The sequence below is a fragment of the Neoalteromonas flava genome (assembly GCF_002807685.1).
In the GTDB taxonomy this organism is placed as follows: domain Bacteria; phylum Pseudomonadota; class Gammaproteobacteria; order Enterobacterales; family Alteromonadaceae; genus Alteromonas_E; species Alteromonas_E flava.
Map to the genome: position 1 here is coordinate 105,538 of NZ_PEAX01000006.1, position 26,233 is coordinate 131,770.

The window sequence follows — 26,233 nt, forward strand, 5'->3', positions numbered from 1 at the left end:
CATTTAACATTTATTTAACATTTACTGATTGAATACGTTTGTAATAACCTCTTTGTATTAAGTTACTTTATTACATCGTCCACGATTTTTTGTGCTTCAGACAGAAGTTTCTGTAAGTGAGTTTCACCTAAAAAGCTTTCAGCATAGATTTTATACACGTTTTCCGTACCCGAGGGTCTTGCGGCAAACCAGCCATTGGTGGTGGACACTTTAACCCCGCCAATGGCGGCATTGTTTCCTGGCGCATGAGTCTGGATCTGGGTAATCTTTTCGCCAGCTAACGTTTCACTGGTAACCACGTCGGCTTGCATTTGTAATAATGCCTGCTTTTGCTCTAATTCAGCAGCTACGTCAATACGAGTATACATGGGAGTACCAAACTGTTCTGTCAATTGAGCGTAGCGCTGACCTGGATCAACTTCAGTGACAGCCAAAATTTCAGCTGCTAGCAAGCACATGATAAAGCCATCTTTATCCGTCGCCCATGGTGTTCCATCGCGGCGCAGGAATATCCCCCCTGCACTTTCCTCGCCAGCAAAACCGATTGTCCCCTGAGTTAACCCATCAACGAACCACTTGAAGCCTACTGGCATCTCAGCTAAACCACGTCCTAGATTAGTACATACGCGGTCAATCATACTTGAAGAAACTAAGGTTTTACCCACTAGCAATCGCTCTGACCATTGCGGACGGTGTTGATACAAATAGTCGATGGCGACGGCGAGATAATGATTCGAATTCAACAGTCCGGCGCTGGGCGTAACGATGCCATGGCGATCAAAGTCTGTGTCATTGCCAAACGCCACATCAAATCTTTGTGCCATATCGATGAGGCCAGCCATTGCATAGGGTGATGAGCAATCCATTCGTAACTTGCCATCCTTGTCACGCCGCATAAAAGCAAAGCGCTGGTCAACCTGCGGGTTAACCACTTCAATATTTAATCCATACTGCTGTGCAATCCGATCCCAATAGGCAACACCCGCCCCACCGAGCGGGTCACAGCCCATACGGATCTTAGCGTTTGCGATGGCTTGCATATCAATTACTTGATCTAAAGTGTCGATGTAATGCTTGGCAAAGTCGGTTTCGGTGACTTTCGCTGATTGCATAGCTGCGTTCAGACTGACCCTCTTAATCGCCCGCCCCCCGTCTCGCATAATTGCGTTTGCGCGTGCCTGAATAATATTGGTCACATTGGTGTCAGCCGGGCCACCATGCGGCGGGTTATATTTAAATCCGCCATCTTCGGGGGGATTGTGTGACGGGGTTATAACAACCCCATCAGCCAGACCCGTAGTTTTGCCGCGATTAAAACTTAAGATTGCATGCGAAATGGCTGGCGTTGGAGTAAATCCGCCATCCGCTTGGATCACAACTTCAACTGAATTTGCGACCAAAACTTCCAGCGCGGTGGCATGTGCAGGCTCACTAAGTGCATGGGTATCTTTACCAATGAACAATGGTCCAGTGATACCCTGTTGTTGTCGGTACTCCGCGAGCGCCTGCGATATTGCCGCAATATGCAGGTCATTAAAGGACGCTAGAAATGCACTGCCGCGATGCCCCGAAGTGCCAAAGGCTACTTGTTGGCGCGGATCATCAACATCAGGTTGGATGGTATAATAATCACTGACGAGTTTAGCGACATTAACCAATTGTGCTGGGTCAGCGGGTTGTCCTGCCTGCGGATGAATGGCCATAGTAGTATCCTTATTATGAGTGTCTTACGCTTGGGTTAATCCTGCAATAATTGCGTCTTGCTGAGATGGAGAGTAGCCGAGTACTTCAGCGACTTGGCGCAGGATCGCCGCTTTTTTGCCGGTATTATTGTTAGTTACCACCCAATAATCTGAACCAGGGATCGCTTTGGGGTTGGTACTGCTACCCGTGGCTAGCAATTGTTCTTTGGTGATAGCAAAATAATCTCTTCCTTTACCTTTTATTGCCAATACACGCGAATAGTCGGCTTTATGATGAGTATGTAATTCACCCAGCAACAGCAAAAAGCGTTCAACTACCGTATTGCACTGCGCAAGTGCCTTACTATCCGGAGTAAACGTTGCAGTCATTGGTGCTGCAGATACAGCAGCATCAGCAGAAGAGGCAACAATGGTAGCACTGGCTTCGGCTACCTCAACCTTTTGTGACGCACTTGCCACTGGTTGTGTTTGTGCTGCATCCTCGGGTAACAACAAACGCCGTAAAATATCAGAAGCGTCTTCACCAATATATTTGGTTTGCGCCGCAATAAAGGCATAAAGCTCGTCGTCAATGGTAATGGTTTTCATGCAAGTCCTTGTTATTTTTTGGCACCTATTATAGGCATAGCAAAAGATAAAATCATGACAATAATCCGATTTACCCATACGTCGGTATCAAAAGGAAATCCTGATCAAGCGGCAAAACTCAGCTAAAGTTTAAAGATGCGCAAAAAAGAGCTGTCTATGAATAACACAATTACTCCTATTATTTCGGCTTTGGATAAAGTCATTATTGGTAAGACCCATGCGACTAAGCTGGCTGTCAGTTGTTTACTGAGCCATGGCCATCTACTCATAGAAGATCTTCCTGGTATGGGAAAAACTACTCTATCGCACGCCCTTGCTAACTTGTTCGGTATGGAGTATTCACGTATTCAGTTCACCTCAGACCTACTCCCTGCGGATATGCTTGGTGCTAATATCTTCGACGTGCAAAAACAGCAATTTACCTTTCATGCAGGACCAATTTTTAGCCAAGTGGTACTCGCTGATGAAATCAATCGCGCGAGCCCTAAAACCCAAAGTGCTTTGCTTGAAGCCATGGAGGAGCGGCAGGTCAGTCTAGATGGCGAAACCTATCCGCTTCCATCACCCTTTTTTGTCATTGCGACGCAAAACCCAATGCATCAATCCGGCACTTATCCGTTACCCGAATCACAACTCGATCGTTTCTTAATGCGGATCACGCTCGGTTACCCGAATTGGCAAGCAGAGAAGCAAATGCTATTGGAACAGCAACCAAGTGAGCTAGCCCCAATTGCATCAGCGCAACAACTCCAAGAATGGCAGCAGCAAGTTAATACAGTGCACAGCTCAGACGCCGTCATCGAATATATACTTCGCTTAGTCAACCATAGTCGCGAATCAGGACTGTATACCAATCCCTTGTCCCCGCGTGCGAGCAAAGCACTCTTGCGCGCATCCAAAGCATGGGCGTGGATGGAAGGTCGCGATTTTGTCATGCCAGAAGATGTACAGCAGATTTTTGCTGCCGTTGCCGAGCATCGATTGCGCCTACCGAATAGTGAGGCCGACTTATCGACACGGGTAAGTGAAAAATTATTGGCCGCTGTCGATCCAATTGCTGCTTGATTTGAGCAACTGACTACCCGTGGTTGCTGCATTAAAAATAAGATTGCAAGAACGTTGGCTACGTTGGCTTGATAAGCGCATCCCGCCAGCTGCAAGCCACCAACTTGATCTTAAGAATGTGTTTATTTTTCCCAGTCGATTCGGCTGGTTATTTGTAGCACTGTGTATCAGTTTGTTCATTCTTGGCACCAATTACCAAAACAATCTAATGCTGCTTTTGTGTTTTTGGTTAGTCGGTGTTTTGCTGATCAACTTGCATGCGAGTTATTGGAATTTTGCCCGACTGCAACTGGCGATTACCTCTTTCCCTGCTGGTTATGCAGGCGACACTGTAAAGCTCAAGCTGACAACTCAACTACCTAATCAAAGGCGACGCGCACATGGCCGTTTGCTAATCTCAGTGCTGAACAATACCGCTCAGCAAAGTATCGATCTGGATACCGCAAACGAGAACACATATCGCTATGAGCTGCTTGAGCGTGGAGTTCATCACTTACCGCGCTTGACCTTCGAAAGTTACTTTCCGTTAGGTATATTTCGTTGCTGGACGCATCTGGACTTTGCCCGAGAAGTAGTGGTTTTTCCAAAACCGCAGCCTTGTCAGGTTAACTTGATCCAGCAGGCCGATGCCTTAGAAGAAGGCGGTAATGCCCTAACCACCGCGGGATCAGAGGATTTTGCCGGATTAAGTCAATATGTTGCTGGAGACAATATAAATCGGGTGGCATGGAAACAAGTCGCTAAGCAACAACAATGGTTGAGCAAACGTTTTGAATCTACGACATCGGCCTCCGGTTGGCTGCGCTTAGCCGTCATTGACTCTGGCAATTTAGAACATGCTCTGTCAGAACTTGCTTATCAAGTAAACCAGTGTAGTCAGCAAAATGTGCGTTTTGGTCTGCAGTTGGGCAACATGCAAATTCCACCCGAGCAGGGCGAAGGTCACAGGCTCGCATGCCTGCGCGCACTTGCCTATTATCCTGACTCACCAGGAAACTAAGCATGACATCTACGCTAGAAAATCAATCGGCTAACGCTCATTCACTTGAACGCAGTTTATGTGTACTCATACTAGCGATTGCGTATGCACTAATAACTGCAACCATGGTTACGCCATTACTAATTTGGATCTTGATCTTGGCGGCCAGTGCTACGATCACCCGCGTGGTTTTGTTTGCACGGCCTAATTATCAGCCCCTAACCAATCGCAGTATTAATCTCTTGGCGGTGCTGGCGGCTATAGCCCTTGCGTGGTTTAGTTTACAGTTGGGTCTGCTGCTAACGATGGTTAATCTATTAGTGATGGCCTGTGCGTTTAAGCTGATGCGGATCAACGCGGAGAAAGACATTCGTCAACTGGCGGCAACACTGCTATTTTTGATTGGCTGTGGCTTTATTTTTCAACAAGGCATTGCCTACTCACTCTTGTATGTCATGATCACTTTGCTCGTTTTAGCAGGCCTGCACAGTTTCAATGCCCCCAGTTTAACCTTGCAAAGGCACGTAAAATCTATTGGCATGATGCTCGCACAAGCTTTGCCGATAGCAGTAACATTGTTCTTGATACTCCCTCAGCTACCGCCACTTTGGCAAATGCCTACCAGTAAAGGTGCAATGACGGGGCTATCAGATAGCGTAACACCTGGTGATTTTGCCGAACTCAGCCAATCAACAGACTTAGCCTTTCGGGCCATCTTCACTAACTCGCCACCACCGAATTATCAACGTTATTGGCGGGTAATGACGCTTGAGGCCTTTGATGGCAAAACTTGGTCTATTGCTTCTCAGCGACGCCAACTCAACCGTCAATACCAGCAAGCCAGAAGAGAATTTACCCCAGAGCTGGATGGACCATTTTGGCAATACGAAGTCATCGCAGAACCCTCCCATCAACGTTGGCTTTTTGCGCTCGATATTGCGCGTGCCCGTGCAATGGGAGACACCCAAATCAAACATGGTCATGAATATCAGTTGCTAGCTTCAAGGCCGGTAGTCTCTCCCATGCGCTACAGTGTGCAGTCGTATTATGCTGAACCGCTGAATCAAACGCTATTTAGTGTGGACCGACGCATCAACCGTCAATTACCGCAGAGCGGCAACCCACAGACCCAGCAATGGGTTGCAGAGCTGCGTCAGCAATACCCTGAGAACCAATCATTGCTCCAAGCATTACAAGAGCACTTCATCAGCTCTGGTTTTCGCTACACGTTAAAGCCCAATCCGATGCCAACCAACCCCGTCGACCAATTCCTGTTTGAACACAAGGCTGGCTTCTGTGCCCACTATGCAAGCGCACTGGCTTACATCTTACGTTTATCAGACATCCCCGCTCGCATGGTAACCGGTTATCAGGGCGGTGAAGAATTGAGTCCCAACGTTATTAGTGTGCATCAATATGACGCACATGCCTGGGTTGAAGCTTGGGTCGATGAACGCGGATGGGTGCGCTTGGATCCAACCGCATGGGTTTCACCGGGTCGCATTGAGTTTGGTTTAGAGCATGCGATGCAGGATGAAGGTAGCTTTTTGGAGGATGCACCACTTTCACTTGCGCGCTTAAAGAATATCGAACTGTTTAATCAATTACGATTATGGTTTGCAGAAATGGATTATCAGTGGAGCAAGTGGATCCTCGGTTTTGACAGTCAACAACAGTACGATCTCTTGCAACAGTGGTTTGGCGAGCTAACCGCGCAAAAATTATCGATGATAGGTGTAGGTGCGGTCATGATCATCAGTTTATTGCTGGGTTTATATATACTGCCGCAGCTACGTCGACATGACGCGTATCCAATGAATACGGCCTATCATCAATGTAACCAACTGATCGAAAATTTGACTGGCATTAAACGTGGTACGTTGGGTGCCACAGAATACTTAGCTAAAGTACGCACTGATTTACCGCCTACGATAGCCAAAATTTTTGCCGAAGCCACGCGCGCCTATGTGCAATCAGAATATCGCAAGCTACCCAGTCAGCGCGATAATAAAGCTGTGCTTCAGCAAATGCGCAATTACCGCAAAAGCCTTAAGAAACAGATCGAAAAAGCCTCTTAGTTAGGCAATTAGCGTCAATCCACACTCTCTGCTCAACGCAAAAAAAAGGGCTCCGGTAAGGAGCCCTTTGGGTAGTCAATTTATGACCTTATTTCTTCGCGTCACGCGCTTTAACTTCTTCGATAACTTTCTCAGCCACGTTTTGTGGGCAAGGTAAGTAGTGGCTGAACTCCATTGAGAACTGACCACGACCAGAAGTCATAGTACGCAGGTGACCGATGTAACCGAACATCTCTGAAAGAGGTACATCTGCTTTGATACGTACGCCTGTTGCGCCCGCTTCTTGATCTTTGATCATGCCGCGACGACGGTTCAAGTCACCAATAACATCACCAACGTGATCTTCTGGTGTAAATACGTCAACTTTCATGATTGGCTCGATCAACTGTGGACCAGCTTTAGGAATTGATTGACGGAAAGCGCCTTTCGCTGCGATTTCAAACGCAATCGCTGATGAGTCAACCGCGTGGAATCCACCGTCATACAACTCAACTTCAACGTCAAGTACTGGGAACCCTGCAAGAACCCCCTGTTCCATCATGCCTTTGAAGCCTTTCTCGATCGCTGGGAAGAATTCCTTAGGAACGTTACCACCAACAACCGTTGATTCGAACTTAAAGCCGCTGCCAGGCTCACCTGGACGAATGCGGTAATCAATCTTACCGAACTGACCAGAACCACCAGACTGCTTCTTGTGCGTGTAGCTGTCTTCTACCGGCTGTGTGATCGTTTCACGGTATGCAACCTGTGGTTGACCCACATTCAACTCAACACCGTAAGTACGCTTCAAGATGTCAACTTTAATATCCAAGTGAAGTTCACCCATACCTTTAAGGATGGTTTCACCTGAATCTTCATCTGTTTCAACCTGGAACGACGGATCTTCAGCAACCATCTTACCTATAGCGATACCCATCTTCTCGGTTGAACCTTTATCTTTTGGTGCAACGGCGATAGAAATTACCGGCTCTGGGAATACCATGGCTTCTAGCGTACAAGGATTTTTAGGATCACACAGAGTATGACCTGTTTGTACATTCTTCATGCCCACAATTGCTAGAATGTCACCGGCTTGCGCAGATGACAGCTCAGTACGCTCATTCGCGTGCATCTCTACCATACGGCCTACACGCTCAGTTTTACCTGTTGCAGAGTTAAGGATGGTATCACCCTTATTCAACTTACCAGAGTAAATACGTACGAAGGTTAAGGCACCAAAACGGTCGTCCATGATTTTGAACGCCAACATACGCAGTGGTTCATCAACAGAAACGGTTGCAACTTCACCCGTCTCGTTACCTTCTTCATCCGTCAACGGCTGAGGGTCAACTTCTGTTGGGCTTGGTAGGTAATCTACAACCGCGTCAAGTACGTTCTGCACGCCTTTGTTCTTAAACGCAGATCCACAGAATGTTGGGAAGAAGTCTAGCGCGATAGTACCTTTGCGGATACAACGCTTAAGGTCTTCAATTGAAGGCTCTTCGCCATCCATATACGCCATCATTAAGTCGTCGTCTTGCTCAACAGCAGTTTCAACTAATTGCTCGCGATACTCTTCAACTTTGTCGACCATATCCGCAGGGATATCTTGAACTTCGTAGTTTTCTGGAAGACCAGAGTCATCCCATACGTAGGCTTTACGCTCAAGTACGTCAACTACACCAACGAAATCGTCTTCGATACCAATTGGCAACGTCATAACTAGTGGGTTTGCACCCAATACTTTCTTAACCTGACCAACAACGCGGTAGAAATCCGCACCCATACGGTCAAGTTTGTTTACGAAGATGATACGTGCTACTTCAGATTCGTTCGCATAACGCCAGTTGGTTTCTGACTGCGGCTCAACACCACCAGAGCCACAGAATACACCCACACCGCCGTCAAGTACTTTCAATGAACGGTAAACTTCAACAGTGAAGTCAACGTGTCCAGGAGTATCGATAATGTTGAAACGGTGATCTTTCCAGAAACAGGTCGTTGCTGCTGACTGGATCGTGATACCACGCTCTGCTTCCTGCTCCATGAAGTCGGTCGTTGATTCACCATCGTGAACCTCACCGGTCTTATGAATTTTACCGGTAAGCTTTAGAATACGTTCGGTCGTAGTGGTTTTTCCGGCATCAACGTGCGCGAAAATACCGATATTTCTGTATTTTGATAAGTCTGACATAGCCCTACTTCATTATTGGTTCAAGGAAAAAAACGGGCGGGATTATATAGGATTTCTGGATGACTTTTATACTTTTTTTGCACTTATTGTGAAAAAAAGTGGTTTATCTGCTCGCAAACACTTTAATTCGCTACTTATTATGTTTTGGCATAATGCTTACAGTAACTTCATCGCGATTGTGATAAAGCTGTTTGCAGCGGACCCGAAACGAACTAGCTAAACCGTCGCGCAATCCAGCCAATAACTCGACGACCGTGTCATAGCGTTTTTTCATCGGCAATTTCAGATTAAATATAGCTGCCTGCGCATAGCCTTTTTGTAACCATTGTTGCATTAATACAGCCACACGATCAGGACGCTCTATCATATCGCAAACCAATAACTGTGCGCTGCCGTACTGTGGCTTGTACTTAAAACCATCAGCAGCAAAATAGCTTACCTGCCCCGTTTGCATTAAAGAATCTGCCATTGCACCGTTGTCTACCGCCTCGACATGCATACCTCTGTGCACCAGTTGATAGGTCCAACCGCCCGGACATGCCCCCAAGTCGACCGCTCGCGCACCTTCACGAAACAAGGCCTGTCGATCAGCGTCGGTCAATAGATCAAGGATCGCCTCTTCCAGCTTAAGTGTTGAGCGGCTTGGTGCCGCCGGTGGGAATTTTAGCCGGTGGATACCATTAACGTACGGTGAGTGCTTTTGTGGAGTTGAATAGCTAATAAAGCAGCGCTCAAAATCATCAATAAATACTCGAAGACAAGGCAAATCAAGGCGTTCCTTGCTTGTCAATCGCTGCTGCTGCCGGAGGGCTTGGCGCAGCGGTACGGCAAATTTCTTAGCAAAGCGAGCCACGCTTTTACCACTTTCAGAATCCGGATATTCAACCTCTAAACGCCCCATGACCTTGGGGATTGGTTTGGTTTCGCGCACGACTAACATAGCTTCGTCTAATGCTGCGGTGACCGCCTCCACACGCTGCTGCAGAGGAAATGACTCGATTTCAGCTAGAATAGCGGATAATTGTCGCACGAAGATCAAATCGCTGACGGCTAATTCAGCAATAACATCATGCGCGGAAAGGTCCGGCAAAATAAAGTGTATATAACCGTCACCGGCTTGTAAAACTGGGTATCCGTAGACGCCGCGTGCAGCCAAAACTTGGGTTAATTCAGCAGCAACATCTTTTTCATACCCCACCCGACAATACGCTAAGAGCGCCGATGAACTAGTCATTAGAGTGCCTCAATTGTCGCAATAACTGCGTGCTACTGATAATAAGGGCTACCCAGCCAAATATAAATGCGACTCCACCAAGCGGCGTTACCGGCCCCAGAAACGTCAAGTTAAACACGCTTAGCCCATATAAGCTGCCACTGAATAAAATAGTACCACTGATAAAACAATAGCCCGCGATGCGAATACTACGTTCAACAGCAAACCATAGCTGGTGTGCCAACGCTAAAGCACAACCTAACAGTGCCAATCCATGCACGAATTGATATAACACTGCTGTGCGGATCGTCGCCAATGCTTGGTCTGATAAAATATTTTTGAGTCCATGAGCGGCAAACGCCCCCATTATAACGGCTATGCCACAGCAAATCGCCGCAATCAGCAAAAATCGTGCGGCTGTTACTTGTTGTTTTACCATTGTGCTATCCAATCGGCAGCTTGAAGAATATGTTGCTGTTGTGTGAGGCCCGACGATTTACGCGGTTTAAAACTGTGATCGCCATCGGCTAGCCAACGCACGTTTACCAAGCTTGGTAATGTAAGCTGCGCAACGCAGGCTTGATTACCAAACGTGTCGCGCTCTCCCTGAATGATCAGAATATTACAGGGCAGTTGTGAAAAATGTTCGATGCGCAGTTTGTCTGGTTTACCCGGTGGGTGAAAGGGGTAACCCAGTGCGACAACGCCATTGATTGGCCCTGCTGTCGTTGCCTGTTCCGCCGCCCACATGCTCATCATGCGGCCGCCCATTGACTTGCCACCGAGCAACAACGGAGTTGTCGGTTCAAACTCGGGCTCGCTGGTCACTTGCTCGAGTACCTGCGATATCGCGTCCAATAGCTTGGGTGCGCGGTCAGGTGGACGTTTCTTTCCCGTGGACTCTTGAATTTGCATGTAAGGAAAATTGAACAACCAGGTTAGCACGCCTCGCTGACTCAGCGCATTTGCCATAGCTTGCATGAATTCCGATTGCATGCCCGCGCCAGCGCCATGCGCTAAAATTATTTGTAGGTGCGTTTTTTTGCCCGTTGGTGGTTTAAAGCATTGCATCATTTTCATAATCAACTTCGTTGTGGATCCATTCGCGGAACGCAACAATCTTACCTAAGTCCACTTGGCTTTCTTCACAGACCAAATAAAAACTATCTTTACTCTTGAGTTTCTCAGCAAAGGGAGCAACCAAACGGCCTGCCTCAATCTCAGGACGAGCCAAAATCGTATTGCCTAAGGCTATACCCTGACCTAAGGCTGCGGCTTGTAAAACCATCATTGAGTGACTAAACATCGGACCTTGATTGACATTAACCCCTTTCACATTGAATTGCCGTAAATAATTAATCCAACCTTCGCGGCTTGAGTCATGCAGCAGTACATGAAATTTAAGATCCTCTAAGACCTCTAAAGGCTTATTACTGGTGAGTAACAGTGGTGAACATAACGGTGTAAGATATTCAGCATGTAACGGTTCGGCATGCAAACCAGACCAGCGACCCCGCCCATAATATACGGCGATGTCGGTATCTGCTTGTAAAAAGCCTTCGTCGTGATCAACCGCTTTAATACGCACGTCTATATCCGGATTGTGTTGGGAGAAACGACTGATACGCGGTATCAACCATTGACTCGCAAAACTCGGCGGAGTTGCGACAGTTAATGCGCCTTTAGCACCTTTCGCTAACAATCGCTCTGTCGCATCTTGCATATGCCGAAATGCATCGCGCAACTCTAGGTAATAGCTTTGCCCCTCTTCAGTAAGCAGCAACGCCCGGTTCTTGCGCAAGAAAAGTTTCATACTGAGGTACTCTTCCAGCGACTTTATTTGGTGACTGACTGCAGCCTGAGTGACAAATAATTCGTCAGCCGCTTTAGTAAAACTTAGATGACGCGCAGCAGCTTCAAACGCTTTTAGCGCATTTAACGGGGGCAAGCGTCGATTCATACCAGTCTCAATGAATTAATAGCGTGACAATTATGCTACAGATGGATTAGTTTTTCTAATCTTTATTTTTAATTTTTGTCAATTTAATAAACTAAATAACTGGGTATAATTTACCCAACTTTAAATATAAACCCTTATAAATAAAGATTTTTTTATTTAACCGAATGTTAAAAATAACACACATTTTTAACAAATTAAATTAACTTAAATACAGTAAAAGATCATGCAAAAAGCTATTATTACTCTTTCTCTTATGACCATTGGTTTGAGCGCATCATTGCCAGCACTCGCAAATGCTAACAATTATGCAATGCTAAACCATCAAGAACTGCATATTGCTATTGCAGAAAACATCGAACAGAACCTACAGGCGCTTGAGATGCCGGCAATGCAACAGGAAATTGCTGCCATGTTGAAGCAATCAACAGTGCAACATCAAATCGAACAGCACCTAGACCTTGCTCGCCAAGCGTTGCCACGCAATCAATTTAAAGTTGTCATTGGCGAATAAATTAAAAAGTCAAAGGCGTGATCGCGTGAGCGTGCCTCAGCACGCTCACAGACTTAAGATTTAGCGCTCGTATCCAGAGGGGCGAACTGCTTAACGAGTTCATCTACGGCTTGCATTTGTGCGAGGTACTGCTCTAATTTATCCAATTGCAAGGCGCATGGACCGTCGCATAGGGCTTGATTAGGATCCGGGTGAGCTTCGATAAATAATCCAGCAATGCCTAAAGCCATACCCGCTCTAGCTAATTGCGCCGCTTGTGCGCGCCTCCCATCAGCAGAGTCGCTGCGACCACCGGGTTTTTGCAACGCGTGGGTTGCATCAAAAATTACCGGTGCATACGACTTCATTTCGTCCATGCCAAGCATATCTACGACTAGGTTGTTGTAGCCAAAACAACTACCGCGCTCGCACAACAGAATGTTTTCGTTTCCTGCCTCAGCAAATTTCTTGATAATGTGACGCATTTCGTGAGCGGCTAGAAACTGGGGCTTCTTCACGTTGATCACAGCACCAGTCTGCGCCATTGCAACCACTAAGTCCGTCTGTCTAGCTAAAAAAGCAGGTAACTGGATAATATCGACAACTTCAGCGACTGGAGCAGCCTGATAAGGTTCATGAACGTCGGTAATAACCGGTACCGAAAATTGCTGCTTTATCTCGCTGAAGATTTTAAGACCTTCCTCTAACCCCGGCCCTCGGTATGAATGCACAGAAGAACGGTTGGCCTTGTCAAATGATGCCTTAAAAACATAAGGAATATTTAACTTCTGTGTGACTTCGACATAGTGTTCAGCGATCCGCATGGCAAGATCGCGCGATTCTAATACATTCATACCACCGAATAGCACCATCGGTGCATCATTAGCGACCCGAATATCAGCAACATTGACATGAGTGATCATATTGCGCCTCAAAAGAATAAGGGTTGTTTAGTGATCGCAACTTTGGCGGTAATTGCCAAACACACAAGCGCAGCAATAAAAGCCCCCCATTGACCGGCTTTGGTCTCGGCTTTCTTTAACGCGAGTAAGCCAAAAACAATGTAGGCAATTACGCCAGCAAGTTTTACCGTTAACCATCCGTTGACAATCGGATATTGGCTAAGCAAAACGCACAATACCAACGCAGAAGCCAATAAAACTGTATCAACGATATGCGGTAATATCCGTAACCATTTTTGCTGTAACATCCCAGCGTTCATTTGCTTTAACACAAAACGCAGGACAAACAATAAGATGCTAATCACAATAGCGGTCAGATGAAGATGTTTCATCATCATATACATAGGGGGCTCCTTCGCCTCAATCTAAACAGGGATGCTTTGCCTGAATGGCGGTAATGGCGTCAAGATTTGCCATTAAAATATTCACTAGTTTAGGATCAAAATGCTTACCACTCTGTTCCTGAATATGCTCGACAACACGCTCTAACGGCCAAGCGTCTTTATGTGGGCGTTTGTTATAAAGTGCATCAAACACATCAGCCAGCGCTGTGATGCGAGCTTCGATAGCAATACTTTCGCCCTTTAAACCTTTCGGATAACCGCGCCCATCCCAGCGTTCATGATGTTGGTGAGCTAACACAGCCGCCAATTGGATCACCGGGCGTTCAGAATCCTTCAAAATATCAAAACCAAATTGCGTATGGCGTTTTATTTGCTCGCGCTCGTCCTCACTGAGTTCTTCTGGCTTCTGAATGATTGCATGCGGTACTTTAGTGCTACCGATATCATGTAAAGGAACAGCCATACTAAAACGATCCACATGAGCCTCATCAAACCCCAGTTCTCGAGCCATTAATTCACACATCAAGCGCATGCGCTGTAACTGCTCACCCGAAACGGTTTCGTGCTCCATCGCTACGCCCAAACGCTCTATGACTTCCTGCTGTGTATCTTCGATATCACGCGTGGCAAGCACGTTTTCAAAGGCGTATTGCACATTCTGCGCGAACACATCAACTAACAATTTATCGTTTTGACTGAGTTTGCGTGGCAAACCAGATAAATACAACAATGAACCCCGCTTCGATTTACTGTGACAAAACGCAACTAAATGGTCATCGCCGTATACGATATCCTCTTGCTCAAGTGCCTGCTGACAAGTCGTTAGTTGCTGACCATTGACAACCTCGGTCAACGGCTTCCCCTCATAATTAGCGTATTCTCCATTACCAACAAAGATAAATAACTCGTCTGAGTTAGACTGATAGAACGGTTTTGGCGTGGCTACTGCGCTGGTAATATAGGCAGCATCTTTGGAGCATCCCAGGATCGACGCTAACTGTTGCACGAGCCCTTGAATAAAGGTTTCAAGCGAGCGTGCACAATACAAATCTGAAGAAGCTTCAACAATTTTCTGCAGGCCAGCGCGATTTTCTTCGATGACGATAATATCGTTGTAAGAACGCAACGCTGATATAACTACGGTAAATAGCTTCTGTGCAGTTAGTTCTGTTTTTGATTTGTAGTCGTTAATGTCGTAGTTGATGATGACATCTTTTTCAGGCGCTTGACCGGGTTGGCCGGTGCGCAAAATAATGCGGCAAAAATGATTGTGTAACTCATCGCGAATATACTCGGCGACTTTAAGGCCAGAGTCATCCTCTTCCATTACAACGTCGAGCAGCACCACAGCAATGTCGTGTTGCTCTTGGAAAATTTGTTTTGCCTCTGCGCCTGAATAAGCACTGACAAACTCTAATGTTTTGCCATTAAAAACAAAGTCACTCAGGGCTAATTTAGTAACTGCATGAACTTCAGGTTCATCATCAACGATTAAAATTTTCCAGCGGTCGACTGAGACCTCAACGGGACCGCTTGGAATCTCGTCTGGTTCATCAACAAATAACAGTTCATCATTCATGCTTGTTGCCTTTACTTATTATTATTGCGGCGAAAACCAGGAACCTATCGTAACCCGCGGTAATTGCTGTAGATCACATACCGTCTCGATGGACTGAAAACCAGCGTCCTGCAGATACGCTTGTACTCTAGGGCCCTGCTGATATCCATGTTCTACCATTAACCACCCGTCATTAGCAAGAAACTCAGGTGCTTGACGCACAATTTGCGCCAAATCTGCATATCCGTTGTCGTTCGCGGTAAGTGCACTGTGAGGCTCAAAACGTACGTCACCAAGGGCCAAATAGGGACTATCAGGCTCAACATAAGGCGGATTCGAAACAATTAAATCAAAGCGCTGTGCGTGCAGTGCACTGAACCAATCACTGCAGCTGAATGTTGCGTTCGTAATACTTAGTTGCGCACAGTTAAATTGCGCAAGGGATACCGCCTCAGGTGATTTATCTACACCGACAACACGCCAACTGGGCCGTTCTTTGGCCAAAGCTAGCGCAATGGCGCCGGTGCCGGTACCCAGGTCACAGATTACTGCATCGTCGCGAGAAACATATTGCAATGCAGTTTCAACTAACACTTCAGTTTCTGGGCGCGGGATCAACGTGGCTGGTGAGACCTTAAGCTCAAAATCCCAGAATGCCCGCAGCCCCGTGATGTAAGCAATTGGCTCCCCCTGCAAACGTCGCTCAATAGAGCTCGCTAGCTGGCGTTGCTGTGCTTCAGTGAGCTGCTGTTCTGGGTAGGTAAATAAATACCGGTCATCACATTTTAGAACGGCTTTGAGCAAAACTCTGGCATCTAGTGGCGCCGAATCTATGCCGTTAGATGCCAAACGCTGACGGCTCTCACGTAGAGCGAGATCCAAACGCATGAAAATTAGTCCTCCGCGAGTGCAGCAAGTAGATCCGCTTGATGCTCCTGACGAATCGGCTCTAACAACGCATTCAAATCACCTTCAATAACATCATCTAATTTGTAAAGCGTTAGGTTAATTCGATGATCCGTCACGCGACCTTGCGGAAAATTATAGGTCCGGATGCGCTCTGAACGGTCACCACTCCCGACCAAACTTTTGCGTGTAGAGGCTTCTTCAGCTGCGCGTTTGTCCTGTTCAATCTGATTTAATCGCGCATTTAATACTGACATCGCCTTGGCGCGGTTTTTATGCTGTGAACGCTCATCTTGACACTCCACAACCACACCGGTTGGTATATGCGTTATGCGAATGGCAGAGTCAGTTTTGTTCACGTGCTGACCACCCGCTCCTGACGCTCTAAAAGTGTCTATTCGTAAGTCTGCTGGATTGATCTCAATCGCTTCTGATTCTGGCACTTCTGGCAGCACAGCCACGGTGCAGGCTGAGGTATGAATGCGGCCCTGCGACTCAGTTTCAGGGACACGCTGCACCCGGTGACCGCCGGATTCAAATTTTAGGATGCCGTAAACGCCATCTCCGGACACGTTGGCGATAACCTCTTTAAACCCACCGTGCTCGCCCTCATTAGCGCTGACAACTTCAATACGCCATCCCTTGGTCTCAGCATAGCGGCTATACATACGAAATAAATCACCCGCAAAAATAGCCGCCTCATCGCCCCCCGCTCCGGCACGGATCTCAATAAAGCAGTTATGATCATCGTTTGGGTCACGCGGTAATAGCAAAATTTGTAAGTCTTGCTCAAGCGCCTCAATTTGCTCTTTAGCAGCCTTGTATTCTTCTTGTGCCATCTCCCGCATTTCAGCGTCATCTTCATTCATCATTTCGGTCGCTGATTGCAAGTCTTCTTGTGCTTGCTGGTACTGATTAAACGCCTTAACGACCCCTTCTAATTGCGAAAATTCTTTTGACAATGCGCGAAAGCGTTCTTGATCCGAGATCACCTCTGGAGCACTTAATAATGCTTGTACCTCTTCAAAGCGTTCGACCAATGAGGTTAATTTCGCTACCACAGATTCTTTCATGTGACTCTCTTAGTTCTTCTCGTTGTGCGGTGGTGTCTCAAGCTCAAAGGCATCTGACAACGTCCGTTTTAGTTCTTCATCGTTGCGTTCAATGGCAACATTTAGCGCTTTGGTTGGCGCATGCATCAGGTAATTACTTAATTTATGTGTCAGCTCTTGAAGCAATTGATCAGCATCTTTGCCTTCAATCAATTGCTGGCGAGCATTACTCAGTATGGCATCCGCCTGCTCTTTACTGCGTTGCCGATAAGTGCGGACTAAATCAATAGAGTCGCGACTTTTCAACCACGCCTCATAAGCTCTCGATTGCTCCAGTATCAGTGTTTCAGCCGCTTCAGCTGCATTTTGCCGAGTGGCAATATTTTCCTCAACTATGTGCTGCAGATCATCCACAGTATATAAAAATGCGTTGTCCAGTTCCGCAACTTCGACCTCAACATCACGAGGGACAGCAAGGTCGACGATAAACATAGGCCGGTTTTTACGCGCTTTCAGTGCATGTTCTACCATGCCTTTACCGATCAGTGGCAGTTGACTCGCTGTACTGGTAATTACAATATCGGCTTGGGCCAAATGGGTCGGAAGTTGTGCCAGCGTCAATGCTTCTGCGCTTAGCTGCTGGGCGAGTGATTCAGCACGTGCTAACGTGCGATTCGCGACCATGATTTTCGCTACACCTTGCTCGTTTAAATGCTGCGCAACTAATTCTATAGTCTCACCAGCCCCCACTAACAGCACGGTCTGTTTATCTAATTTGGCGAAAATATGTTTAGCTAATTGCACAGCCGCATAGGCAACAGAAACAGCATTGTTACCTATCTCAGTTTCTGTTCTAACCCGCTTAGCGACTGAAAACGTGTATTGAAATAACCGCTCAAGCCCATTGCCTACTGCGCCCGTATGTTTGGCGTCATTAAAGGCCTGTTTCACTTGCCCCAAAATTTGCGGTTCACCCAACACTAACGAATCCAGACCACTGGCCACGCGCATCATATGTTGAACCGCATTGTCGCCAAAGTAGGTGTAGCAATGGCGCTCAATTGCAGCATCATTGAGTGCGTGAAACTCGGCTAACCAGTGCCGTAACGCCGTTGCTCCCGCTTCAGAATCTTCGTTCTCGGCAAACGCGTATATTTCGGTGCGATTGCAGGTGGAAACAATCACAGCTTCCTTCGCTTGACGTTTTTCCTTCAAAGACAATAACGCTTCGACGAGACTATCGGCATTAAACGCAACTTTCTCGCGCAACGCGACAGGTGCTGTTTTGTGATTGATTCCGAGTGCAATTAAGGTCATTGAGTACTGATGTGACTGAAAGCCCCGGCATTGTACGAAAAACCCCTATTGAATGAAAGTACTGAGCCGCGGAATTAAGCAGAATAACTTACCATTTGAAGCAACGAGTGAGCGCGATAAGAGCAACTAAGACAAGCGCAATCATCGAGCAGCTCCATTGTTATTTCCCAACACCCTTACAATGCTGATATATTGTATTCCTAAACCGATTCACAAGCGCTAGGATGCCCAGTTTTATATGCGTCGACTGATAGTTATTGCCGTTTTTGCGCTGTTTACGTTGAGCGCTTGTAAAACGCCGCCCCGTTTACCCGATTTAATAAATATCACAGCAAATGATCAGCGTCTGATCGCAATGACCCATTGGAATTTGAGTGGCCGTCTTGCCTTTAAGAGTGAGCAGGAATCGTTTTCAGCGTACCTACGCTGGCAACAGCGCGGCGATGATTATAACCTTGTGCTTAGCAACTTGGTTGGCGTAACCCTACTCTCACTCTCCGTTAATGAGGGCATTGTTACACTAGAGGCGGATGGTGAAATCTATCAGCATAATGATGCCGAGACCTTGATTTACGAGGTAAGTGGTTGGCCGATCCCGGTCGCCGACATGCAATTTTGGGTGAAGGGTATCGCGCGGCAAAACGACATAGTAAGACGCAACCAGCAAGGTTTAATTGAACAGTTGCAAGTGCTAGATAATTCCCCGCAATGGCAAGTCGATTACACCCAATACACGCAATCGCAAGAAACGGTTCTACCACAATTATTGACCATCCGGCAGCAGCAAAACTTGTCACTTAAGTTAAAAGTCAATCAATGGGAGATCCTATGATCTGGTGGTCATCGCCGGCAAAACTTAACCTATTTCTACATATAACCGGGCAACGGCCAAATGGCTATCATGAACTACAAAGCGTATTTCAAATGCTTGATTACGGTGACCATCTCGCATTTACAATAACGCCTGAGTCCCCCGATATTAAACTTGAAACCCCTATTCCTGGCGTAGCAGATGAGGACAATTTAATTATCAAAGCAGCGCGCTTGCTGCAGCAAAGGGCGGGAACCCGGCTCGGATGTCGTATTCAGCTGCAAAAAGTATTACCCATGGGGGGCGGGATTGGCGGCGGTTCGTCGAATGCTGCGACCACGTTACGCGCGTTAAATAAACTCTGGAATTGCGGTCTTGATGTGGCAGATCTTGCGGCATTAGGGTTGCAGTTGGGAGCTGATGTTCCGGTTTTTGTGCACGGAAATACCGCCTTTGCCAATGGTGTCGGCGAAGACTTAACGCCCATGCATATTGAATCGCAATATTATTTAGTGGCACATCCTGGCTGCCATATTTCAACCGCCGAGATATTTGCCGCCCCAGAACTTCCTCGCAATAGCGCAAAGATACATGCCAGTGACTACGAATTTGCGCAAACCCGCAATGATTGCCAAGAACTCGTAATTAATCGCTATCCCGAAGTTGCAAATTTATTACAGTGGTTGATAAACTACGCACCGTCGCGAATGACGGGCACAGGTGCCTGCGTATTTGCTGTTTTCAACCACAAAACTGCGGCGGAAAATGCTCTAAATGCATTACCCTCTCAGTGGCAAGGCTTTGTTGCTAAAGGGGTTGACCAGTCGCCATTACTGGCAGAACTGGAAAAACAGACGATAACTCGTGTTAGTGAGTAATATGAGTAGCGCGTCATTAAGCAAATTTATTGGGGTATAGCCAAGTTGGTAAGGCAGCGGGTTTTGATCCCGCGATTCGTTGGTTCGAGTCCAGCTACCCCAGCCACATCATGAACAAATGCACTGAGGATAGACACGTGCCAGATATGAAGCTATTTACCGGTAATGCCGTACCGGAGCTTGCCCAGAAAGTTGCCGATAGACTCTACACTAAACTGGGTAACGCCAGTGTCGGTCGTTTTAGCGACGGTGAAATCAGTGTTGAAATTCATGAAAACGTCCGTGGCTCGGACGTTTTTATTATCCAGTCCACGTGTGCCCCCACCAATGATAACTTGATGGAACTGATAGTGATGATTGACGCTTTGCGTCGGGCATCAGCGGGCCGCATAACTGCGGTAATCCCCTACTTTGGTTATGCTCGTCAAGATCGCCGCGTGCGCTCAGCTCGGGTTCCCATCACCGCCAAGGTTGTTGCAGACTTTCTGTCGAACGTAGGTGTGGATCGCGTACTGACTATCGACTTACATGCTGAGCAAATCCAAGGGTTCTTTGACGTTCCCGTGGACAACGCCTTCGGCACGCCAATTTTGTTAGATGATATGTGTCGACGTGACTTCCACTCACCGGTCGTAGTATCACCTGATATCGGTGGAGTTGTGCGCGCCCGAGCCACAGCAAAACTGCTCAACGATACGGATTTGGCGATCATCGATAAACGTCGTCCTAAAGCGAACGTTGCTCAAGTAATGAACATCATCGGTGATGTTAATGACCGCGACTGTATTATTGTTGACGACATGATTGATACTGGCGGCACCTTAGCGAAAGCAGCTGAAGCGCTCAAAGCCCATGGAGCCCGTAACGTTTACGCTTATGCCACACATGCTATCTTCTCCGGCAACGCCTGTGAAAATCTGCGTAACTCTGTGATTGACGAAATTATTGTTACTGACTCAATTCCACTCAGCAAAGAGATGCAAAAGTTGAATAAGGTTAAACAACTGACCTTGTCACAAATGCTTGCCGAAACGATTCGTCGTATTAGCAACGAAGAGTCAATTTCAGCGATGTTCGAATACTAAGTATTTTTGCTCAGCTTAGGGCAAAAATTGATCTCAAAAAAAGCGGCTTATCAGCCGCTTTTTTATTTTTTAGTAAAACGAACTCTCGGGCAACAACCCAATCTGTCTTGTCTGCATGAGTAACTCCGATTACATTCTTATAACGCTACTTGCAGACGCCAGAGAACAAAAAAAAGAACATCATTTAACATCGAAAAAAAGGTGCTGTAATGTTCGCCACTGACGGTGCTCATAGGTACCATCAGAGATCCGCTCACAAATAATATGTACCAGGTTACTGCCTATTTCGCGGCGAGGCCGACACGCATGATCCGTCGCCTTTGCGCCGTATTTATCAACATACTCCTCAACCAACGGCTGCCATTGGGCCTGATACTCACCAGGTATAGCATCAGCAATTTGCCGATAGGCGAATCGCCATTGCGGAATTTTTTGCTCTAGAGCGACGTTTAGCCACAACCAGCCTTGGCGATTATCAATCGGAACACCTAGCCCCTTAAAATACATTGAGGCGAGGTAAAACTGACTGATCTTGTTACCCTGTTTAGCACTTTCGGTTAATCGAACGAGTGCACGTTCATAATTATTAGCATGCAGTGCTTCAAGGCCCATCTCCATATTCAAACCGTATGCAGTAACATTCTTGCTCAGCGCCTCTAATCGCTGGCCTTCGACATCAATATTCTCAACGTCTTGTATGGCATTGTTTGCACTATGCGCTACACCGGTAAAAATTGAACAGCAGATGATCAAGACCTTGCCCAGTATGTTGCTTTTGTTACCCTGATTCTTCATTACCAAGTTATCCTTCTTGTTTTAGCTTCCGAGAATAACGGGAAAAAACTGAATCAAATCTGAATGGCTGGAAAGAGCCGTGTTTTCACGTGGTGTTTCTGGCTTAATTGCGCTAATTTGTTAATAGAGGCAATAAAAAGGAAAAAATTAATGCACATGAATTCATCCTTGAAGTGGACCATTCCCGTTTTGTTAGTCTTTGCTATTGCAGCTTGCAACAGCGAAGAATCAACGCCAACAGTAACGGCAGACGAGCAAACTGACAGTGCAGTCGAAGCACCTGTGACAGAAATCAAGGAAGTTAAGGAGGACGCAACCATGACCTTGAGTGGCCAAATTGAGTTTAAACCTTTTGAGGGTGGGTTTTATGCGTTTATCGGTGATGACGGTAGCAAATGGGTATTGCACGGATTAGATAAGCAATACCATCGCCACGCATTACGCTTAACCGTAACTGGCACTCCCATGCCCGACATGATGACCACCACCCAATTCGGTACAGTCATGCAGGTTGAATCAATTAGTAATGTCGATGAATCAGGGGTGACAAAACGCCCTGCCTCACCGGACGAAATGTAATGCCACGTCGCCAACGGCTATTTTATAGCTTATTTTGTTGCGGCCTATGCTTATTATCCGCGTGTAGTGTCAATTCAAACGAACATCGAGTTGCCCAATGTTACACTATCGACCAACAACGAGATGTTTACGCCAAAACGCAAGATGCAAAACTAGAATATGCTTGCGTTGACGCCAGAGCCAAGGCCGCAAAAGAGCGTAAGGGCGAAGAATTAGCGCAAGGATTTGTTAACTTCTTAGTTAATACGTTTATATGGTGATGAATAAACCAATATTAGTCGATCTTCGTTGACGTATTAACAGCTGCGCGACGAAAAAAGTGACGTTTTACACGTCACTTTACCAATTCTTTTATAGCTGCTCTTCTATCGGGATACCTTCGTACTTGTATAAAGTCCCCCCCTTCATCACCATATTTACATCTTGTAAAAGGTTAATGTAACGCAACACATCTCCTTTCACGGCAATAATATCGGCAACTTTACCGGCACTTACTGTACCAAACTTATCATCAACGCCCATAAACACAGCTGGCCAGTAGGTTGCTGCGCGGATCGCATCCATTGCAGGAATATCCATCTCGTAGACCCAAACAGCAAGTTCGTTCCAAGTACTTTGACAATGAAATTTGGTAGGGATCCCGCTGTCGGTACCGGTAAGAAAAACCACTCCAGCGTCACGCAATTGCTGGATCTTGCGCTTTAGCGTTGGCTTGCGCAGCGGAGTTAATTGCATGTACGCCAGTTGACCAGGAGCCGCGAGCGATTGACGAATATCAGCGATGGTATCTGCAGCTAACCCTCGATGCCAGCATGGATTATCCAGTCGCTCAGGATTAGCAACGGTTAAATCGTAGTTCCACAGCCCTTCTACCGTCGGCGTCCAAAATAAAGGTCCTCCCGCTACTCGACCTCGCGCTGTTCGCTCCTTAAGCGCTTGCATGACATCAGCGGGATATTCTGGAGCGGTGGTGAGACCGGTATGTTCAAAATTATCAATACCCAAATCTAGCCCACGACGAATCTCATTCGGACGATGACTGTGGCCAATGACCTTCAGTCCGCGCTCGTGCGCTTGATCAATAACAGCCTTTGCCTCTTCCTCAGTCATACTGTCTTGATCAACAAGTTTGATAAAATCAACGCCAGCATCAGCCAACTGGTTAACTTTCGCGCGCGCATCTTCAATTCCATCAACGCCCCAGCGATAATGAGATGTACCTGGATAAGGTGCTTTTTGAATGAAGGGGCCCGAAATATACAAATTCGGCCCAGGAATTTGACCTTCCTGAATGCGCTGGCGTACCTGCAATGAATCATCTAGCGGGGCACCAAGATCACGTACACTGGTTATTCCCGCTAACAACAGTTGCACAGCTGACGCTGGCATTATTTCGCTCGCCAAACGATCTGTATAATGTTTGCGCCAATGTTCATAATCGGCATGCCCGGTTAGCATCAGGTGGGCATGATTTTCCCACAAGCCGGGCAACACATCGTGGCCTTCAGTACTAATAACGGTATAGTCATTTGGGACCGCGAGCGCACCAACACTACCCACCGCCTGAATAACGCCATCAGCAACTAAAATCACACTATTGGCGATAGGTTGATGACCAAATCCATCAATCAAACGCCCTCCAACCAATGCGACCTTCTGGTTACTATTGGCTGCTGCAACCGCACTCGTCTGCTGTGCATGGACTATTCCACTGCAGCAAAATCCAATTATTACGATCCACAAAAATGTGCTGTTCCATTTCATACTTCAACTACCGAGTCAATTAATGCTCGCTAAAGTGTAGCCAACTTGATGTTATGTTCCTGCTTTTTTTTTGCTTTACAAAATCAGCACAGCGGTATCTCTCAAACTATTCATTTATCAAGTGGCTTTTCGAACAGATAAATAAAACGGTCGGTTTGGCCACGCACCTCGGCATCAAACACGCTGAGTGAATAGTCATCAGTTTGACTGGCCAGTATTGAACTTGTCGTCACTAATTGAAATCCTGCAGCGACCACTTCGGGAATAACTCTACTGGCATCCATGCGGTGCAGACGCTGGAAATCGTCAACTGACGCATTATCAGCAGCACTATGATCAACGATCACATAACGACCTCCAGGCTTTAGTCCAGCATATATAGCAGCATTCATTTTAGTACGATCTTCGCCAGTCCAAACAGTGTCATGGTAATACAAATTCATAAACACGGAATCTGCTGGTAGCGACCATTCCAGCTCATCAAAATGTTGTACTGAATACTGTGTATTAGTCAGCGGATCTTCCTTCAAGAATGAGGAAAACGTCTCCCTCGCTGAAGGAAAAGCGGTAAATATTTTCTCCGGGTCAATGGCCAAAACGTGTCCGCGGTTACCAACAACCCGCGACAAAATAGCCGCGTAGTAACCTGATCCAGCAGCCAGTTCAACCACGGTATCACCCGGTAAAGTCCCAACCAAGCTAACCAACGAGTCTGGTTTACGCGAGTCATCACGCTGTCTGTGCTCGGCCAATCGAGTATCATCGGTTACCGCTGAGTGTGCGACAGAACTAACCGCAATAGCGCCGGAACTTTGTTGCGGTGTAACAACTGATACCCCTTCACAGTCTAACAATTGCATCGCCAGCCCCCATCCGCCAAAACTATCAGCGACAATTGCATGTAAGGTATTCAGCCCGCTCACAAGTGGCACATAAACAGTGGCTTGTTGCGAATGCAACAAACCTTCTTGGCGGTTCGCTGCATACCGATAACTGGCATCTGCAAAAAACAATGGGCGCTGATTATGTATTAACGTTAAGGTATCACTAAAGCCTAAGTTAATCGGGCATACGGTTGCGGCAACAGCATCTAACTCGACTTCTGCGACCACTGCATATGTTCGACTGCCGGCCGGGACAGCACGATGCTTGAGAAATTCAACTATGCCCTCCTGATTACTTGGGACCCATGCCCAATGCGCGTCATTGAGCATTTCAGGGATACGAGTGTAAGCATCCTTGGTTGCTTTAAATGCTGGTGAAACACGATACCCGGTTAGCATACCTGGTGGAATGCTAGCTGCACTTATTGCAATGCCCTGTGAGCGCGGCAAATGAGTCACTTGGATATTGCGCACCATACCAGTTAATTTTGCTTGTGAGGCGTTTGGAATATTGCCGCGCAAGCGCAGTTTTCCGGCTCGCTCAGCACCTTTGAGGAGTAGATTATCAAATACAGGCTGTTGCATATTGCCTACCCACATTGATAAACGCTGGTTTTCTACCTTTATCCGGATCTGATTCCACTCATTAGCAATTAGAGACGCTGCGGCTGTACCACTGTCACCATGGTAGAGCTGCCATGCACTGCGTCCCTGGAAGACCGGTGAGTATTGCACAGTATCCGGCGCACTCGATTTATGTGTACGTAAATAAATAACTTCTGACTGATTGTTGTCGTCACTGCGAAAATAGATGTAAAAGAAGGCGCGATCAGCACTTGGCTTTAGTTCAAATTCAATGATCCCATTATAAAAATCATCACCTTGATAGTCTAAAAAACCCCGCTCAAACCGATATTCAAGTGAATTCCCTTCTTGAACAGTTATTACGCCATCATCTTCGGGCAACCATTCTGAGGCCATCCCTGATGACACCATCCCGAAGTAAATCAAGGCTAGACCTAGCCTTCGAAAACCTAGAAGCAACGAAT

At 46.7% G+C, this 26,233-nt stretch carries 25 protein-coding genes and 1 tRNA gene; 10 read left to right on the forward strand and 16 right to left on the reverse strand.

Features of this window, described 5'->3' with window-relative positions; all coding sequences use genetic code 11:
• Positions 1-62 precede the first annotated feature (62 nt).
• Both pgm and CSH92_RS14265 read right to left on the reverse strand, forming a co-directional pair.
• Positions 63-1,703, reverse strand: coding sequence for a phosphoglucomutase (alpha-D-glucose-1,6-bisphosphate-dependent) (gene pgm, locus CSH92_RS14260; RefSeq protein ID WP_100658323.1), 1,641 nt, complete (start codon positions 1,701-1,703; stop codon positions 63-65).
• Positions 1,704-1,727: 24 nt separating this feature from the next.
• Positions 1,728-2,291 carry a hypothetical protein gene (locus CSH92_RS14265; protein ID WP_100658324.1) on the reverse strand — a complete coding sequence of 188 codons (564 nt, stop codon included), beginning with the start codon at positions 2,289-2,291 and terminating at the stop codon, positions 1,728-1,730.
• Between the two features lie 156 nt (positions 2,292-2,447).
• On the opposite strand from CSH92_RS14265, the gene CSH92_RS14270 reads away from it, so the two are divergent.
• From CSH92_RS14270 to CSH92_RS14280, 3 genes are read left to right on the forward strand one after another with little or no spacing between them, the layout of a single operon-like run.
• Positions 2,448-3,356, forward strand: a complete 909-nt coding sequence (locus CSH92_RS14270; protein WP_100658458.1) for an AAA family ATPase — start codon at positions 2,448-2,450, stop codon at positions 3,354-3,356.
• A 19-nt stretch (positions 3,357-3,375) separates the two neighbouring features.
• Entirely contained in the window at positions 3,376-4,356 is a 981-nt protein-coding gene (locus tag CSH92_RS14275; RefSeq protein WP_100658325.1) for a DUF58 domain-containing protein, read from the forward strand.
• A 2-nt stretch (positions 4,357-4,358) separates the two neighbouring features.
• Positions 4,359-6,413, forward strand: a complete 2,055-nt coding sequence (locus tag CSH92_RS14280) for a transglutaminase TgpA family protein (RefSeq protein WP_100658326.1) — start codon at positions 4,359-4,361, stop codon at positions 6,411-6,413.
• Between the two features lie 88 nt (positions 6,414-6,501).
• On the opposite strand, the gene fusA is transcribed toward CSH92_RS14280, so the two are convergent.
• The 5 genes from fusA to CSH92_RS14305 all read right to left on the reverse strand — a co-directional run bounded on the left by fusA (position 6,502) and on the right by CSH92_RS14305 (position 11,759).
• Complete coding sequence (gene fusA / locus CSH92_RS14285) at positions 6,502-8,586, reverse strand: elongation factor G (RefSeq protein WP_100658327.1); 2,085 nt, start codon at positions 8,584-8,586, stop codon at positions 6,502-6,504.
• 130 nt (positions 8,587-8,716) lie between these two features.
• The gene (gene rlmM / locus CSH92_RS14290; protein ID WP_100658328.1) at positions 8,717-9,820 is read right to left on the reverse strand and encodes a 23S rRNA (cytidine(2498)-2'-O)-methyltransferase RlmM; all 1,104 of its coding nucleotides are present in this window, start codon (positions 9,818-9,820) and stop codon (positions 8,717-8,719) included.
• Entirely contained in the window at positions 9,813-10,238 is a 426-nt protein-coding gene (locus tag CSH92_RS14295) for a DUF423 domain-containing protein (protein ID WP_100658329.1), read from the reverse strand. The genes rlmM and CSH92_RS14295 overlap by 8 nt, the downstream gene beginning before the upstream one ends.
• Entirely contained in the window at positions 10,232-10,873 is a 642-nt protein-coding gene (locus CSH92_RS14300; protein ID WP_100658459.1) for an alpha/beta family hydrolase, read from the reverse strand. Before CSH92_RS14300 ends, CSH92_RS14295 begins: the two co-directional genes overlap by 7 nt.
• The gene (locus CSH92_RS14305; RefSeq protein ID WP_100658330.1) at positions 10,857-11,759 is read right to left on the reverse strand and encodes a transcriptional regulator GcvA; all 903 of its coding nucleotides are present in this window, start codon (positions 11,757-11,759) and stop codon (positions 10,857-10,859) included. Before CSH92_RS14305 ends, CSH92_RS14300 begins: the two co-directional genes overlap by 17 nt.
• 223 nt (positions 11,760-11,982) lie before the next feature.
• Here CSH92_RS14305 and CSH92_RS14310 point away from each other — a divergent pair, with 223 nt between their 5' ends.
• Positions 11,983-12,270 (forward strand): hypothetical protein, encoded by a 288-nt coding sequence (locus tag CSH92_RS14310; protein ID WP_124916967.1) that lies wholly within the window; start codon positions 11,983-11,985, stop codon positions 12,268-12,270.
• A 53-nt stretch (positions 12,271-12,323) separates the two neighbouring features.
• On the opposite strand, the gene kdsA is transcribed toward CSH92_RS14310, so the two are convergent.
• The 6 genes from kdsA to hemA are packed head-to-tail and all read right to left on the reverse strand — an operon-like array spanning position 12,324 to position 18,388.
• Positions 12,324-13,172 carry a 3-deoxy-8-phosphooctulonate synthase gene (gene kdsA, locus CSH92_RS14315; RefSeq protein ID WP_100658332.1) on the reverse strand — a complete coding sequence of 283 codons (849 nt, stop codon included), beginning with the start codon at positions 13,170-13,172 and terminating at the stop codon, positions 12,324-12,326.
• An 8-nt stretch (positions 13,173-13,180) separates the two neighbouring features.
• Positions 13,181-13,555: a SirB2 family protein gene (locus CSH92_RS14320; protein ID WP_100658333.1), complete on the reverse strand. Its 375-nt coding sequence runs from the start codon at positions 13,553-13,555 to the stop codon at positions 13,181-13,183.
• A gap of 16 nt (positions 13,556-13,571) precedes the next feature.
• A complete protein-coding gene (locus CSH92_RS14325) occupies positions 13,572-15,134 on the reverse strand; it encodes a DUF3369 domain-containing protein (RefSeq protein WP_100658334.1) in 1,563 nt (520 codons plus the stop codon).
• Positions 15,135-15,155: 21 nt separating this feature from the next.
• Complete coding sequence (gene prmC, locus CSH92_RS14330) at positions 15,156-16,001, reverse strand: peptide chain release factor N(5)-glutamine methyltransferase (RefSeq protein ID WP_100658335.1); 846 nt, start codon at positions 15,999-16,001, stop codon at positions 15,156-15,158.
• Between the two features lie 5 nt (positions 16,002-16,006).
• The gene (gene prfA, locus CSH92_RS14335; protein ID WP_100658336.1) at positions 16,007-17,092 is read right to left on the reverse strand and encodes a peptide chain release factor 1; all 1,086 of its coding nucleotides are present in this window, start codon (positions 17,090-17,092) and stop codon (positions 16,007-16,009) included.
• 9 nt (positions 17,093-17,101) lie between these two features.
• Positions 17,102-18,388 carry a glutamyl-tRNA reductase gene (hemA, locus tag CSH92_RS14340; protein WP_100658337.1) on the reverse strand — a complete coding sequence of 429 codons (1,287 nt, stop codon included), beginning with the start codon at positions 18,386-18,388 and terminating at the stop codon, positions 17,102-17,104.
• A 238-nt stretch (positions 18,389-18,626) separates the two neighbouring features.
• On the opposite strand from hemA, the gene lolB reads away from it, so the two are divergent.
• The 4 genes from lolB (at position 18,627) to CSH92_RS14360 (ending at position 21,162) form a co-directional block, all read left to right on the forward strand.
• On the forward strand, positions 18,627-19,220 hold the full coding sequence (gene lolB, locus CSH92_RS14345; protein WP_100658338.1) for a lipoprotein insertase outer membrane protein LolB: 594 nt from the start codon (positions 18,627-18,629) through the stop codon (positions 19,218-19,220).
• Entirely contained in the window at positions 19,205-20,077 is an 873-nt protein-coding gene (gene ispE / locus CSH92_RS14350; RefSeq protein WP_100658339.1) for a 4-(cytidine 5'-diphospho)-2-C-methyl-D-erythritol kinase, read from the forward strand. Before lolB ends, ispE begins: the two co-directional genes overlap by 16 nt.
• Positions 20,078-20,107: 30 nt before the next feature.
• Positions 20,108-20,183, forward strand: a tRNA-Gln gene (locus CSH92_RS14355).
• A 31-nt stretch (positions 20,184-20,214) separates the two neighbouring features.
• Complete coding sequence (locus CSH92_RS14360) at positions 20,215-21,162, forward strand: ribose-phosphate pyrophosphokinase (protein WP_100658340.1); 948 nt, start codon at positions 20,215-20,217, stop codon at positions 21,160-21,162.
• Between the two features lie 180 nt (positions 21,163-21,342).
• Here CSH92_RS14360 and CSH92_RS14365 read toward each other — a convergent pair whose 3' ends face one another.
• On the reverse strand, positions 21,343-21,957 hold the full coding sequence (locus CSH92_RS14365; protein WP_100658341.1) for an SEL1-like repeat protein: 615 nt from the start codon (positions 21,955-21,957) through the stop codon (positions 21,343-21,345).
• A 156-nt stretch (positions 21,958-22,113) separates the two neighbouring features.
• Here CSH92_RS14365 and CSH92_RS14370 point away from each other — a divergent pair, with 156 nt between their 5' ends.
• Positions 22,114-22,536 (forward strand): ribose-phosphate pyrophosphokinase, encoded by a 423-nt coding sequence (locus tag CSH92_RS14370; RefSeq protein ID WP_164084754.1) that lies wholly within the window; start codon positions 22,114-22,116, stop codon positions 22,534-22,536.
• Complete coding sequence (locus CSH92_RS14375) at positions 22,536-22,796, forward strand: hypothetical protein (RefSeq protein WP_100658343.1); 261 nt, start codon at positions 22,536-22,538, stop codon at positions 22,794-22,796. The genes CSH92_RS14370 and CSH92_RS14375 overlap by 1 nt, the downstream gene beginning before the upstream one ends.
• Before the next feature lie 91 nt (positions 22,797-22,887).
• On the opposite strand, the gene CSH92_RS14380 is transcribed toward CSH92_RS14375, so the two are convergent.
• Complete coding sequence (locus tag CSH92_RS14380; protein ID WP_100658344.1) at positions 22,888-24,300, reverse strand: amidohydrolase family protein; 1,413 nt, start codon at positions 24,298-24,300, stop codon at positions 22,888-22,890.
• A gap of 110 nt (positions 24,301-24,410) precedes the next feature.
• Complete coding sequence (locus CSH92_RS14385) at positions 24,411-26,165, reverse strand: hypothetical protein (RefSeq protein WP_100658345.1); 1,755 nt, start codon at positions 26,163-26,165, stop codon at positions 24,411-24,413.
• Positions 26,166-26,233: the final 68 nt, after the last annotated feature.